The 12852-nt window shown below is 61.2% G+C and carries 15 protein-coding genes; 8 read left to right on the forward strand and 7 right to left on the reverse strand.

Features of this window, described 5'->3' with window-relative positions:
* The 7 genes from JNL55_RS03690 to JNL55_RS03720 all read right to left on the reverse strand — a co-directional run.
* Window positions 1-851: FHIPEP family type III secretion protein (locus JNL55_RS03690; protein ID WP_293849421.1), on the reverse strand; the 851-nt coding region annotated here is incomplete at its 3' end.
* Window positions 852-863: 12 nt separating this feature from the next.
* Window positions 864-1979: a flagellar biosynthesis protein FlhB gene (locus JNL55_RS03695; RefSeq protein WP_293849424.1), complete on the reverse strand. Its 1116-nt coding sequence runs from the start codon at window positions 1977-1979 to the stop codon at window positions 864-866.
* Between the two features lie 3 nt (window positions 1980-1982).
* Window positions 1983-2750, reverse strand: coding sequence for a flagellar biosynthetic protein FliR (fliR, locus tag JNL55_RS03700; protein ID WP_293849427.1), 768 nt, complete (start codon window positions 2748-2750; stop codon window positions 1983-1985).
* A 10-nt stretch (window positions 2751-2760) separates the two neighbouring features.
* Window positions 2761-3030, reverse strand: a complete 270-nt coding sequence (fliQ, locus tag JNL55_RS03705; protein WP_293849429.1) for a flagellar biosynthesis protein FliQ — start codon at window positions 3028-3030, stop codon at window positions 2761-2763.
* A gap of 13 nt (window positions 3031-3043) precedes the next feature.
* Window positions 3044-3796: a flagellar type III secretion system pore protein FliP gene (gene fliP, locus JNL55_RS03710; RefSeq protein ID WP_293849432.1), complete on the reverse strand. Its 753-nt coding sequence runs from the start codon at window positions 3794-3796 to the stop codon at window positions 3044-3046.
* On the reverse strand, window positions 3793-4158 hold the full coding sequence (locus JNL55_RS03715; RefSeq protein ID WP_415923003.1) for a FliM/FliN family flagellar motor switch protein: 366 nt from the start codon (window positions 4156-4158) through the stop codon (window positions 3793-3795). Before JNL55_RS03715 ends, fliP begins: the two co-directional genes overlap by 4 nt.
* 15 nt (window positions 4159-4173) lie before the next feature.
* Window positions 4174-5055 carry a FliM/FliN family flagellar motor C-terminal domain-containing protein gene (locus JNL55_RS03720; protein WP_293849436.1) on the reverse strand — a complete coding sequence of 294 codons (882 nt, stop codon included), beginning with the start codon at window positions 5053-5055 and terminating at the stop codon, window positions 4174-4176.
* Between the two features lie 433 nt (window positions 5056-5488).
* Here JNL55_RS03720 and JNL55_RS03725 point away from each other — a divergent pair, with 433 nt between their 5' ends.
* The 8 genes from JNL55_RS03725 (at window position 5489) to fliS (ending at window position 12838) form a co-directional block, all read left to right on the forward strand.
* Window positions 5489-5842, forward strand: coding sequence for a flagellar hook-basal body complex protein FliE (locus JNL55_RS03725; RefSeq protein WP_293849438.1), 354 nt, complete (start codon window positions 5489-5491; stop codon window positions 5840-5842).
* 127 nt (window positions 5843-5969) lie between these two features.
* Window positions 5970-7535 carry a flagellar basal-body MS-ring/collar protein FliF gene (fliF, locus tag JNL55_RS03730; protein ID WP_415923004.1) on the forward strand — a complete coding sequence of 522 codons (1566 nt, stop codon included), beginning with the start codon at window positions 5970-5972 and terminating at the stop codon, window positions 7533-7535.
* A complete protein-coding gene (locus tag JNL55_RS03735) occupies window positions 7519-8544 on the forward strand; it encodes a flagellar motor switch protein FliG (protein ID WP_293849443.1) in 1026 nt (341 codons plus the stop codon). The genes fliF and JNL55_RS03735 overlap by 17 nt, the downstream gene beginning before the upstream one ends.
* Window positions 8541-9257, forward strand: a complete 717-nt coding sequence (fliH, locus tag JNL55_RS03740) for a flagellar assembly protein FliH (protein ID WP_293849446.1) — start codon at window positions 8541-8543, stop codon at window positions 9255-9257. The genes JNL55_RS03735 and fliH overlap by 4 nt, the downstream gene beginning before the upstream one ends.
* Window positions 9254-10564, forward strand: coding sequence for a flagellar protein export ATPase FliI (gene fliI, locus JNL55_RS03745; RefSeq protein ID WP_293849449.1), 1311 nt, complete (start codon window positions 9254-9256; stop codon window positions 10562-10564). Before fliH ends, fliI begins: the two co-directional genes overlap by 4 nt.
* Window positions 10561-10989 carry a flagellar FliJ family protein gene (locus tag JNL55_RS03750; RefSeq protein ID WP_293849451.1) on the forward strand — a complete coding sequence of 143 codons (429 nt, stop codon included), beginning with the start codon at window positions 10561-10563 and terminating at the stop codon, window positions 10987-10989. The genes fliI and JNL55_RS03750 overlap by 4 nt, the downstream gene beginning before the upstream one ends.
* A 79-nt stretch (window positions 10990-11068) precedes the next feature.
* Window positions 11069-12418 (forward strand): flagellar filament capping protein FliD, encoded by a 1350-nt coding sequence (gene fliD / locus JNL55_RS03755; RefSeq protein WP_293849454.1) that lies wholly within the window; start codon window positions 11069-11071, stop codon window positions 12416-12418.
* A 33-nt stretch (window positions 12419-12451) separates the two neighbouring features.
* Window positions 12452-12838: a flagellar export chaperone FliS gene (fliS, locus tag JNL55_RS03760; RefSeq protein WP_293849457.1), complete on the forward strand. Its 387-nt coding sequence runs from the start codon at window positions 12452-12454 to the stop codon at window positions 12836-12838.
* The last annotated feature ends 14 nt before the right edge of the window (window positions 12839-12852 follow it).

Consider the following 12852-nt stretch of genomic DNA (forward strand, 5'->3'; position numbering starts at 1 on the left):
AGCTGCGAGCTCACTTGCTTCTCGAAATCGCCGGAGTCGCTGATACGAGTGACGATGATGGCTGCTGCGGAGGACAACAGCAGCGCCGGGATTTGCGCCACCAGGCCGTCACCGATGGTCAGCAGGGCGTACAGCTTGAACGCCTCGCCAAACGACAGGTCGTGCATGATGGCGCCGATCAGCACGCCGCCCACCATGTTGATCAACAGAATCAGGATGCCGGCGATGGCGTCGCCGCGCACGAACTTGGACGCACCGTCCATCGCGCCATAAAAGTCCGCTTCGGCGGCGACTTCACGACGGCGCAGCTGGGCCTTTTCCTGATTGATCAAGCCGGCGTTCAAGTCGGCGTCGATGGCCATCTGTTTGCCGGGCAATGCGTCCAGCGTGAAGCGTGCCGATACTTCGGAGATACGCTCGGCACCCTTGGTGACCACGGCGAAGTTGACGATCATCAGAATGATGAAGACCACCAAGCCGACCACGAAGTTGCCGCCGATCACCACATGACCGAAGGCTTCGATGACGCGACCTGCAGCGTGCGTGCCTTCATGGCCGTTCAACAACACCACGCGGGTCGACGCGACGTTGAGCGCGAGTCGCATCAGTGTCGTGGCCAGCAGCACCGTCGGGAACACCGAGAAGTCCAGCGGCCGTCGGCTGGTGACGCTGACCAGCACCACGATCAACGCCAGCACGATGTTGAACGTGAACAACACGTCCAGCAGCAGCGGCGGCAGCGGCAATATGATCATTGCCAGCAGGGCCATCAGGAACACAGGAATGGCCGCGCGATGCTGGCGTAGCGCGTTGACTGTGCGGTTCAGGAAATTCTCAGGCGCGGCACTCATGCACGGCTCACCTTACATTCGGGGCAACGTTAATTCGCTGGGCAACGCCGGCAGTACACTGCGGCGGCCCTTGCGAAAGGCTTGGATTTGCAGCACATAGGCCAGCACGCTGGCGATGGCTTCGTACAGCGCCGCCGGAATCTGCTGGTTGACCTGGCTGGTGTTGTAAATGGCGCGCGCCAGCGGCGGCAACGTCACGACTTCGATGTCGTGCTCGATGGCCACGGCCTTGATGAACAACGCCATCTCATCGACGCCTTTGGCGATGACGAACGGTGCGTTGGCGCGCTTCTCGTCGTACTTCACGGCGACGGCGTAGTGCTCGGGGTTGACGATGACGACGTCGGCGGTCGGCACGGCTTTACGGACCGCGCCACGCGACATCTTCTGCTGGATCTGCCGGATACGCTGGCGGACTTCCGGTCGGCCTTCGCTGTTCTGATGTTCTTCTTTGACTTCGCGCTTGCTCATGCGCTGTTCGCGCATGAAAACGAACGATTGCACCGGCAGGTCGATCAGCGCGAACACCACGAACACCGCACACAGCGCCATGATGCCGGTGATCATCAAATCGGTGGCGCCGGCGATGGCCTCGGGCAACGGCCGCGATTGCAGCTGCAGGAAGTCGACGATGCTGCCGCGAGTCACCCACCACAACACTACTAACAGGGCGGTGGCCTTGATCATCGACGTCAGCGTCTCGATCAAATGGCGCTGGCCGAACATGCGCTTGAAATAGGACAGGGGATTGAGCTTGTCGAAGCGCGGCTTCATCGGCGTCAGGCTCATCACCCAGCCGCCCGGGAACAGCGAAGCAAGACCCACGAACAGCGGCACCACCAACAATGGCAAGATCATCTTGAACAGCAGCGTCATGCTGGTGGCGAACAAGGTCGAGTTGGCATTCTCCACATCGCCTGATTGGCTCATGGTCACGAAGCTGCGGGCGAACAGTTGCCGAAAGTCGTCCAGATAGCCCGGGACCAGAAAAATGGTCAGCTGCAGACACAGAAAGATGCCGACCGCAGTGGTCCAGTCGCGCGAACGGGCAACCTGGCCTTGTTCGCGACTCTTGCGCAGCTTTTGGGCTGACGCTTTTTCACTCTTGTCGTCTTTGTTCTCGGCCATGCGTCACCCGGTCTTCATACGCAACAGCTCGAGCACCTGCTGCGTCAGCCGCAGGTAATGATCCGGCAGCACGCGCACCAGGTAGCTCAGCATGTACAGGCCGAACACGATGATGGCTGCGAAGCCCAGTGAATACAGGTTGAGTGCCGGCGCGATACGGTTCAGCAGACCGAAACCGATTTGCACCACCAGCGTCGAGAACACCACGGGGATGGCGAGCAGCATCGCGGCCGAGAATACCCACGCGACGTTGTATGCGACGTCACGCAACGTGCTCAGATCCAGTGGCCCACCCACCGGCCAGGCGTGAAAGCTGGCGCCGATGACCTGAGCCAGCACCAAGTGGCCGTCGATGCCGAAGAACACCAACACGCACAGCAGATACAGCATGGTGGCGATGACGTCGGAGGAGGTGCCGCTCATCGGGTCGTTCATCACCGCCATGGACAAGCCCATTTGCGACGACACCACGAAGCCCAGCAACTGCATCACCGCCATGGTCAGATGGAACGCCAGGCCCAGCCCGAAGCCGAGCAATGCCTGATTGATAGTGACCACCAAGGCATGAGCCGACAACGGATCGATGGGAGTGACCGGCTGCGCGACTGGAATGAAGATCACCGCCAGCACCACGGACAGCAACACGCGCACGGTGATGGGCACCATGTTTTCGCCAATGATGGGCGCAGCGTTGAGCATGCCCAGCACTCGGCAGAACGGCCACCACACCGCACTCAGCAAGGTCGGCAGTTGTTGCAGCACCGTTTCCATGGCGGCGACATCACCCGACCAACTGAGTCGCGCCCTTGAAGACGGCGACACAGAAGTCCATGAGTTGTGCCGCCATCCAATGGCCGGTCAGCGCGATGGCCAGCAAGGTCACCAGCAAGCGCGGCAGGAAGCTGAGGGTTTGTTCGTTGATCTGGGTGGCGGCCTGGAACAGGCCGATGACCAGACCGACCAGCATGCCGGGCACGACCAGCACGCTGACCAGCACCATGGTGAGGCGGAGCGCGGAGCCGACCAGGTTGGCGGCGATATCGGCATTCATAGGTATAGGCTCGCTAATACGCTTGAATGCTGCCGACCAGGGTTTGCACCGTGAGCGTCCAGCCGTCCACCAACACGAACAACAACAACTTCAGCGGCAATGAGATCACCAGCGGCGACAGCATCATCATGCCCATGGCCATCAACACCGACGACACCACCAGGTCGATGATCAAGAACGGCACGAACAACATGCAGCCGATCTGGAAGGCGGTCTTGAGCTCGCTCAGCACGAATGCCGACAACTTGACCAGGAAGCCATGTTGAGTGGGATCGGTGATGTGCGACTCGCCGGCCAGCTGCGCCATCTGGGTCAATGCCCCTTTATGGGTCTGCGCCAACATGAAGCGGGACAGCGGCGCCTCGGCAGTCTTCAGCGCCTGTTGTAGCGTGATCTGCTCATTGTCGAACGGCACCAGTGCTTCGGTGTAGATCTGCTCGCCGACCGGTCGCATCACCAACAAGGTGAGGATCAGCGCCACGCCGGTGACGATCCGGTTGGGCAGACCTTGCTGCAGGCCCAGCGCCTGGCGCAACAACGCCAGGATGATCACGAAGCGCGTGAAGCAGGTCATCATCAACGCCATCACGGGCAACAGCCCGAGCAGCGTCATGATGATCAAGACTTGGGTCTTGATGGTGAATTCTGTGGTGTTGCCGTTGGCACTGGCGCCGATGATTTCGATGGGCGCAGCGCTCGCGACCGAGCCGAGTCCGAACAGCAACACCGCGGCCACTAGCCAGGGCCGCGCTTGCCGGAAGGTCATGGCGTCAGCGAGTCCAGATCCAGATCGCTGAGCTCGATCACCTTGAGGCCATAGTTCTCGCCGCTCACTACCACTTCGGCGCGGCCGATGGCGGTGCCATTGACCTTGATGGTGAGCGGTTCGCCGGCCAACGTGTCCAGTTCGACCACGCTGTTGCGTTCGATCTCGGCCAGATCCTGCAAGGACAGTTTGGCGGAGCCGACTTCGAGAGTCAGAGTCACGGGAATCCGGCGCATCATCTGGGCAAAGTTCCTTTTCACAGGGGCGGGAGCAGGCGCGGCGGCGGGCGCCTCGTCCTCGAGCACGTCGTCCAAGTCGGCCAACAAATTGTCGTCGGCGGGGCTAGTTACAGTAGTCACGATGGTCAATCCCTTCCGTCAATCGACGTCGGCTAACGAAGTGAGACACAGCTTGCCGTGGTGTTCGGCGATGCTGGCGGTGAACAGCTTGGAGTCGCCGATCAAGACATCGGCATCGCCCACGCTGATGGGTAGTACGTCCCCCTGTCGCAGATCGAGCAGTGTCCCGAGCGACACTTCCTTTTCCAGCAACCGGGCCCGCAAGGTGAGTTGCAGCCGGGCCGGAAACGGCTTCGTTGCCGTCATTTGCTTTTGTCTGGAGCGTTCGCGCTTGGGTGCCAACGCCTGCAACAGGCGAGTCATCCAAGCCGAGGAAACCTTCAAGAGCACCGTGCCGCTGACGTTCCAGCGCGTTTCGGCGACGTTGACGCTCAACAGCCAGTCGCCATCGCTGGCGTTCGCGCTGTTCAATGCGGCTTCGGTGAAAGCGATGCTGGCTGGTGTCTTGGGCGGCGTGCGTTGCGTCGATTCGATCCGACGCACCAACAACTCGACCAACTGTTGACCCAACATGGTGCCGAGGCGCTCTTCAGTAGCGGTCTCGGGTTCGTCGAGCGTCGGCGTCGCTGCAGGGTTTTCACCATCGATGGGCTCGGGCATTACCGAGCCATATCGATAACGCAGCAGGCATAACAGCAACGGACGTTCGATGGCGAAGTGAATGCGGCCGTCGTTGGCGTGATAGCTCAACCAACGTTGCGAGTCTGCTGACGCAGCGGCGAACGTAATTGCATCGATTTGGAACGAAGCTTTATAGCGTCGATTGATGCGCGTTCGTAAGAAATCGGCAATATCGTCGCGCAGTTGATTGGCGAATGCGCCGAGTAAGTGCACGGGTCGACCCATGGTGCGTGGATCGATCGGCGTGTACGCGCGGACGCTGGCCTGTTTACTCGTCATCGTTGCCACGTCCACTTCACCTCGTCTTCGTCCTTTGATACCGAAGGCGGTTATCGCATGTGTAGTTGAAAATCTTTAGCACCTAACCGCAGCCTGATCGCTACTTGTGATTCGTGTCACTAACTGAGTACACCAACTTAATGGTCAGTGCAGTCGCGTCGCTCACTCAACGTTGCCGCGGCAATAGCGTCTGCGATTCGTGTGTTGTTACACATCGGTTACACGATCATGCTGGATCTGATTTCGCGGTTCGGGTTTGCCCCCAACGCAGCGTGCGCGGATGCGCTGAAAGCATCGAAAAAAGTGTGCGTCGTGTAGCAAAAGATCGGACGCACACTTAACTGCAGCGGCTGCGTGTCCGATGCTGCAGCCTACGGATGGCTCAACGCACTGCGGCGTCTCGAGCGACCATGACGAGTGAAAGGACTAACAGATGCCCGTAACGCAGATTCCACACAGCCAGATGGCTGTCGCCATTGAAGCAATTCAATCGCGTATCGCTGATGACGCCACGTCGATGCGGCAATCGCTGCCGCTCTCCGCAGTCGACGCGCAGGCGCATCGAGTCGATGGTTTCGCCTCGCTATTCGAACGCGCTGTGCACAGTGTCGATGCACAGGATCGTCTGGCTGCCGACAAGATGGCAGCGGTCGATGCGGGTCAAAGCGACGATCTGGTCGGCGCCATGCTGGCCAGTCAACAGGCGAGCCTGTCGTTTTCCATGCTGATGCAGGCCCGAAACAAAGTAGTCGGGGCCATGGAAGACTTGATCAAGTTGCCGCTGTAGGCCCGACCCAGTGACCAATACGTTGAAAGCCGCAGTGGCCAGATTTTGGCCACGCAGTGGTGCTGCGAGCGTGTCTGACACACAAGCCGGCACACCGTTCGAATGGCCGGCATTACTGCGCGGCCTGATGCCGCTCGTATTGCTCGCGACAGTCATCACCGCCGTGGTGTTGATGTTCGCGTGGCGCGATCAGTCCACGTACAAGCCTCTTTTCGGTGCACGCGAGAAAGTCGCAGCCGCGGACATGATGACCGTGCTCGATGGCGCCGGCATCCCGTATCGCTTGCATCCCGACACCGGTCAGGTGTTGGTGCCTCAAGATCGACTCGGCGAAGTGCGCATGTTGCTCGCGTCGAAGGGCGTGGTGGCGCAACTGCCCGCCGGGTTGGAGCTGATGGATCGCAGCGATCCGCTCGGCGTCAGCCAGTTCGTGCAGGACGTGCGCTTCCGTCGCGGTCTGGAAGGTGAGCTCTCTCAGAGCATCATGACCATCGACGCGATCGAGTCGGCGCGCGTACACATCGCTATTGCCAAGTCGTCCTCCTTCGTAGTCAACACGACCGAGCCGAGTTCGGCGTCCGTGGTGCTCGGCCTGAAGCCGGGCCGCAAATTGTCCAACGAGCAGATCGCGGCCATCGTCAAGATGGTGGCCAGCAGCTCGACCGGACTCGATCCGTCGCGAGTAACGCTGGTCGATCAGTCGGGCAACCTGCTGTCGGCGCGAGTCGACCTGACCGACGGCTTCGAAGCGAACCAGGTCAACGACGCTTCCGGTCATTATCGAGATGAGACTCAGCGTAGCGCCGAGAATCTGCTCGCGCCCATCGTCGGCAACGACAACTTCAAGCTCAGCGTTACCGCGGACGTCGACAACGACCGCGTCCAAGAGACCCGCGAGCAGTACGGCGACACGCCGAAAGTCACCAACGAATCGACGCGCGCCGAATCGGATACCGATCCGCTCGCGCTTGGCGTGCCGGGTTCGCTCAGCAACCGACCGGTCGACATCGCGACCACTGCGCAGAACGCCGCCGAGAGCAGCAAACAGCGCAACGCCTCGACGCGCCAGTTCGCCTACGACCGTAGCGTCACCCAGATTCAGCGTAGCCGCGGTCGCTTGAAGAAGTTGAGCGTTGCCGTGGTTCTGAATGACACCGCATCACCGAGCGGTAACGCTTGGACTGAAGCGCAGCTCGCCAACATCGATCGCATCTTGCGTAGTGGTTTAGGCATCGACACCGCGCGCGGCGACAGTCTCGTGGTTTCTTCGCTGGGCTTCCCGAAACCGCTCGCACCGCCAGTGTGGTGGAAGCAGCCTGAACGCATCGTCGATATCGGCATGTGGGTTGTCTGGGCAGTGATCGCGCTGTTCGCCTACTTGCTGATCGCTCGGCCGCTACTGCGAGTGGCCAAGCAGCGCCTGGCGTTGCCGGCGCCGAGCCTGCAACAAGTTGAAGCGACGGCTGTGCCGGCCGCGGCCAGTGCCAGTGTCGCGGCGGCAGCTCTGCCGACGCCGAACGCCGCCAAGGAACCGATCCCGGTCGGTCCGTTGCTGGAGGATTACGACTTGCCGCCGCCGGGTTCGCCGGTGGACGTGATGGTCGATCATCTGCGCGCGTTGGCTGCCAAGGAGCCGGAGCGCGTCGCTGAAGTTGTCAAGCAGTGGGTACAGAAGAATGTCCGACGCGAGTAATGCAGTTCCCGCCGTGGCCGCGTCGGCTTCGCCGCTGGAGCAGGCCGCCATCGTGTTGCTGAGCATGGGCGAGGAGCCCGCAGCTGCCGTGCTTCGTTGTCTATCGCGCGAAGAGTTGCTCGAAGTCACTCAGGTGATGTCGCGCATCAGCGGTATCAAAGTCGAAGCGGTGAAGCATTCGTTGCAGCGGTTCTTCGATGAGTATCGTCAGCAGAGCGGCGTGCACGGTGCATCCCGGTCGTACCTGAAGCGTTCGCTCGATCTGGCGCTCGGCTCCGATATCGCCGACAGCGTGTTGAACAGCATCTACGGCGATGCCATTCGTCCCAAGCTGGCGCGTTTGCAATGGGCCTCGCCGAAATGGCTGGCCGAGCGCATCAGTCAAGAACACGTGCGCATGCAGACCGTGTTCTTGGCCTTCCTGCCGCCGGCACTGGCTGGGCAGGTCATCGGTGCTCTGCCTGCGGGCACGCGCGATCTGGTGCTGGTGAATTTGGCTCGCTTGAACGAAGTGGATCACGAGTTGTTGGTGGAGTTGGACGAACTGGTCGAACGCTGCCTGGCGAGCTTGGGTCTGCAGAGCACGAGCGTCGCCGGCGTGCGGCAGGTGGCGGAGATCTTGAATCGTCTGCCCGACAACCGCGCCAAGATGGTCGAAGTGTTGCGCAGTCACGATGCCGAAGTGGTCGCCGAGATCGAGCGCAGCATGTACGACTTCTTCATTCTGTCGCGTCAGTCCGAAGCCACGCTGTTGCGAATCATGGAAGACGTGCCGGTGGATTTGTGGGCAGTCGCGCTCAAAGGCGCCGAGCCTGCAGTTCGCGACGCAATCATTCGCGCCATGCCGCGTCGTCAGGCGCAGGGCTTCGAAGAGACCATGCGTCGGAGCGGTCCGGTGTCGCGCAGCCGAGTCGAGCAGGCGCGCAACGACATCATGGCGCAGGTCAAAGCACTCGCCGATGCGGGTGAAGTTGAAGTGCAGCTGTTCGCCGAGGCGGTATTGGAATGAGCCGCGTCTGGCGCTCACATCGTTTCATTGCACTGGCGCAGCTGGCCGACTCCACGGCGTGGGCCGGTCCGGGTGCAACGCCGGCGCAAGTTACGTCGGCCATGCACGATGGCTATCAACGCGGCATGGAACGCGGCTATCGCGAAGGTCACGAGAGTGGCTTGCGTGCCGGCACCGAGACTGGTCGCATCCAAGGTCGAGACGAAGGCCGTCAACAGGGCATCGATGCCGGCCGGCAAGAAGCACTGACCCGTTTCGAGCGCCTGGCCGCACCGGCCACTGAGATGTTGGAGCAGTTGCAACGACTGCAGTCGGATTATCAGACGGCCATGCGTAAGGAAGTCATCGAACTGGTGGCCAAGGTGGCCTATCAGGTCATCCGTAAAGAAATCCAGATGCAGCCCATGCAGATGCTGGCGCTGGTCGACGAAGCACTCTCGACCATGCCTCGCGTTACCGCCGATCAGATTGCGGTGTATCTGAATCCCGAGGATCTGGAACGCATCATCGAGCTCGATGCCGTGCAGGCCGAGCGCTGGAATCTGTGGGCCGACGACAAGCTCGAGCCGGGCGAGTGTCGTGTGAAAGCGGGGCATCGCGAAGCTGATGCGGGTTGTCGTCAGCGACTGGCCGCTTGCATGGAGCAGATCGAGGAACGGCTGTTACCGCATGCCGATTCGGCGGATGCCGAAGCAACGGTGGCGAGCGCATGATCGGCGCCGCGCTTCGCGACCTGGAGTTGGAGTCGGTGCCGATTGCGACGCCGACCGGTCGACTCGTAGGTGCTTCGGGTCTGTTGCTGGAAAGCCGAGGCTGTCCGCTGAGCACCGGTCAACGCTGCAGCGTCGAGACTGGCAGCGGCGATTGGATCGACGCGCAAGTGGTCGGCTTTCGCGAAGACATTTCTTATTTGATGCCGTTCAAGCGCCCTGAGGGCCTTGCGACCGGCGCGCGCGTACTGCCACAAACAGATCGCGACGTGCTGCGCATCGGTCCGTCCTGGCTCGGTCGAATCGTCAACGGCTTGGGAGAGCCGGTCGACGGTCGTGGTCGGTTGGGCGGCGAGCACGTGCTCGACATGCAACCGCCGCGGGTCAATCCGCTCAAGAAAAAGCCGGTGAAGGAAGCGCTCGATGTGGGCGTGCGTGCCATCAACGGCATTCTCACGCTCGGTAAAGGTCAACGCGTGGGCTTGATGGCGGGCAGCGGCGTCGGCAAGAGCGTGCTGCTTGGCTTGATCACTCGCCAGACCGTCGCCGATGTGGTGGTCGTCGGTTTGATCGGCGAGCGTGGCCGCGAAGTGCGCGAGTTCATCGACTTGTCGTTGGGTGAAGCGGGTATGAAGCGCGCTATCGTCGTCGTCGCGCCGGCCGATGAGTCGCCGCTGATGCGTTTGCGGGCCACGGAGCTGTGTCATTCCATCGCTGCACACTATCGCGACCAAGGCCGCGATGTGTTGTTGCTGGTCGACTCGCTCACTCGATACGCGATGGCCCGCCGGGAAGTCGCACTGGCTCTGGGCGAGCCTCCTGCAACGCGCGGTTATCCGCCTTCGGTGTTCAGCCTGCTGCCGCAGCTCGTGGAGACTGCCGGCAACGGTGAGCGAGAGGAGGGCAGCATGAGCGCCATCTACACCGTGCTCGCTGAAGGCGACGATCAACAAGACCCAGTGGTGGATACGGCACGCGCCATTCTCGACGGTCACATCGTGTTGACCCGACAGTTGGCCGAGCGCGGTCACTATCCGGCCATCGATATTTCTCAATCGGTCAGCCGTTGTATGTCGTTGGTCGTGAGCCAGCAACATCAACGCGCCGCTCGCGGTTTGCTGGCCCTCGTGGCCAAGCATGCTCAGGTGCGCGATTTGTTGCCGCTGGGCGCTTATGTGCCCGGCGCCGATCCGACCACCGACAAAGCCGTCGAGCTGTATCCACGTATCGAAGCTTTCCTGCATCAGGGCACGCGAGAAGCGGCACCGCTGACCCAAACTATCGCAGCACTCGAAGGATTGATGGCATGAGCGAACGTCAGCGTCTGCGCAGTTTGGGTCGCCTGGTGGACTTGCAGAGTCGCGAAGTGTATCGGCTCACCGCCGATGTCGCGGAGAAGCGTGTCACCCGCGAACGTTATGTTCGCAACTTGACCAAGCTGGAGACTCTGCGCGACAGCAGCGGTCCGGTCGCCGGCCTGCCTGCCTTGTCGCTGAACCGTGCCGGTTACAAGCAAGCCATGATGCGCATGGTCGCGACCCATCGGTTGGATTTGTCATTGCACGATTCGCAGCTGGCACTGACTCAGCGCGAGCTCATCGATGCCGCACGTCGTCACGAGGCTTTGGGCCAAGTCCTGCAACGTGAGCACTCGAATGTGCTGCACGTCACAAAGGTGCAGGAACAGAAACAGCAGGACGAGATGGCTTCCCAGGTCTGGTGGCGTAACAAGTAAAAAAATTCGACGCGGCACTTAATTTCCTCACGGTCTTTGTCGCCTTCCAACGACTGAAGGACTGCCCGAGGACGATTCCATGGCCACACTTGACCCAGTCACCACAGCGCAGAGTCTGGCGACCGCATACACGGAGCCGATGCAGACTCGCTTGACGACGCAGACGACGAATGCGCAGAAGCGCTCGACTGCGTTGAACACGCTGCGTTCGGCGCTGAGTGCGTTCGACACGGCGTTGGCGTCGTTGTCCTCCAGCAAGGGCCTGAAGACCTACACCGCTAGTTTCAATAACAGCGGCATTGCTACCGCCACGACCACGTCGAAGGCGCAGGCCGGCAGCTACCAGTTCCATGTGGAGCAGCTCGCCACCGCGCATCAAATCGTGTTCGAGGATTTGCCGGCGGTGCCGGTGTCGATGGGCGGACCGATTTCGGTGCAGCTCGCCGACGGCAGCTCGATCAACGTCAACCTGGTGGCAGCCGACTCCGATTCCGACGGCACCATCTCGCAATCCGAAATCGCGCGTGCCATCAATCAGGCCAACGACAATCAAGGCAAGGTGGTGGCCTCGGTGGTGACCAGCAACGGCCAGACTCAGTTGTTGCTCACGTCGAGCCAAACCGGCGCGGCCGGCGCGATCACCATCGACACCAGCAGTTTGCCGGCGGGCGATTTGCAGGATGCGTTGAGCACTTCGCGGCAGCTGACGGCTGCTCAAGATGCGGTCGTGTGGTTGGGCGGGCAGGGTGGCGTTCGCATGCAGCAGGCGTCCAACACCTTCAACAGCATCGAAGGCGTCAGCCTCACGTTTACTCGTGCCATGACCACGAGCGAGTCGCCGCTGACCTTGACGGTTGCCGACGATACTTCGGGCACGGCTGCCAATGTGCAGACCTTCATCAAGGCGTACAACACGCTACGTACCGCGCTCGACTCGTTGACCAAGTCGGGCAGCGAGACCACGACGGCCGGCATATTCGCTTCCGATGCCGGCGTGCGCGCACTCAGCAGTCGCCTCAACAGCATTCTGCGCACCGAGTACAGCGGCGTCAGCTTGAACCAGTTGGGCGTGAAAGCCGATCGCAGCGGCCAGCTGTCGCTGGATTCGTCGCGGCTGGAAAAGGCATTGCTGGCCGATCCCACGGCGCTCGACAAAGTGTTCGGCAAGGCCAGCATTTCTGCGCCCACCGGTTTGTTGGGCGACATGAGCAAGTACATGGATCAGTGGCTCACCTCCGGCAGCGGGCAGATTGCCTCACGCCAGAACAACATTCAGATCCTGCAAAAGAATCTCACGGTGCGTCAGACGCGCCTCGATGCCCAATACGACAGTTTTTATCAGCGCTATCTGCAGCAGTTCACCCAACTGCAGACCTTGCAGGCGCAGATGGAACAAACGTCGGGCTTGTTCACGACCAGCAGCTCATAAGCCAGTCGCGAAATCCAAGGAGCAAATTTAGTCGTGAATCACGAAGCCTACCGCAGCTACCACGCCGTCAACCTCGGCTCGCAGGTCGCGCATGCCTCGCCGGTGCAACTGGTGCTGTTGCTCACCGACGGGCTGCTCGAGGAACTGGTGCGAGCCCGTGCACACATCGAAGCGCATCGCTACGAATTGAAAGCGCGCAGCTTGGATCGCTGCGTGGACATGTTGAACGGCTTGTCGAGCGCGCTGGATTTCGAGCAGGGCGGCGAGACGTGCGAGAACCTCGGCCGGCTCTATGACTATTGCGCCGATCGGTTGTATCGCGCCGGTATCGATCTGGACCCGAGCCTGGTCGATGAAGTCACCGGCTTGCTGACCACGCTGCGCCGTGGCTGGCAGGGCATGCACCGCCGCCTGGGTTGATGCCATGGACCGAT

This window comes from Steroidobacter sp., assembly GCF_016790065.1.
Lineage (GTDB): Bacteria > Pseudomonadota > Gammaproteobacteria > Steroidobacterales > Steroidobacteraceae > Steroidobacter.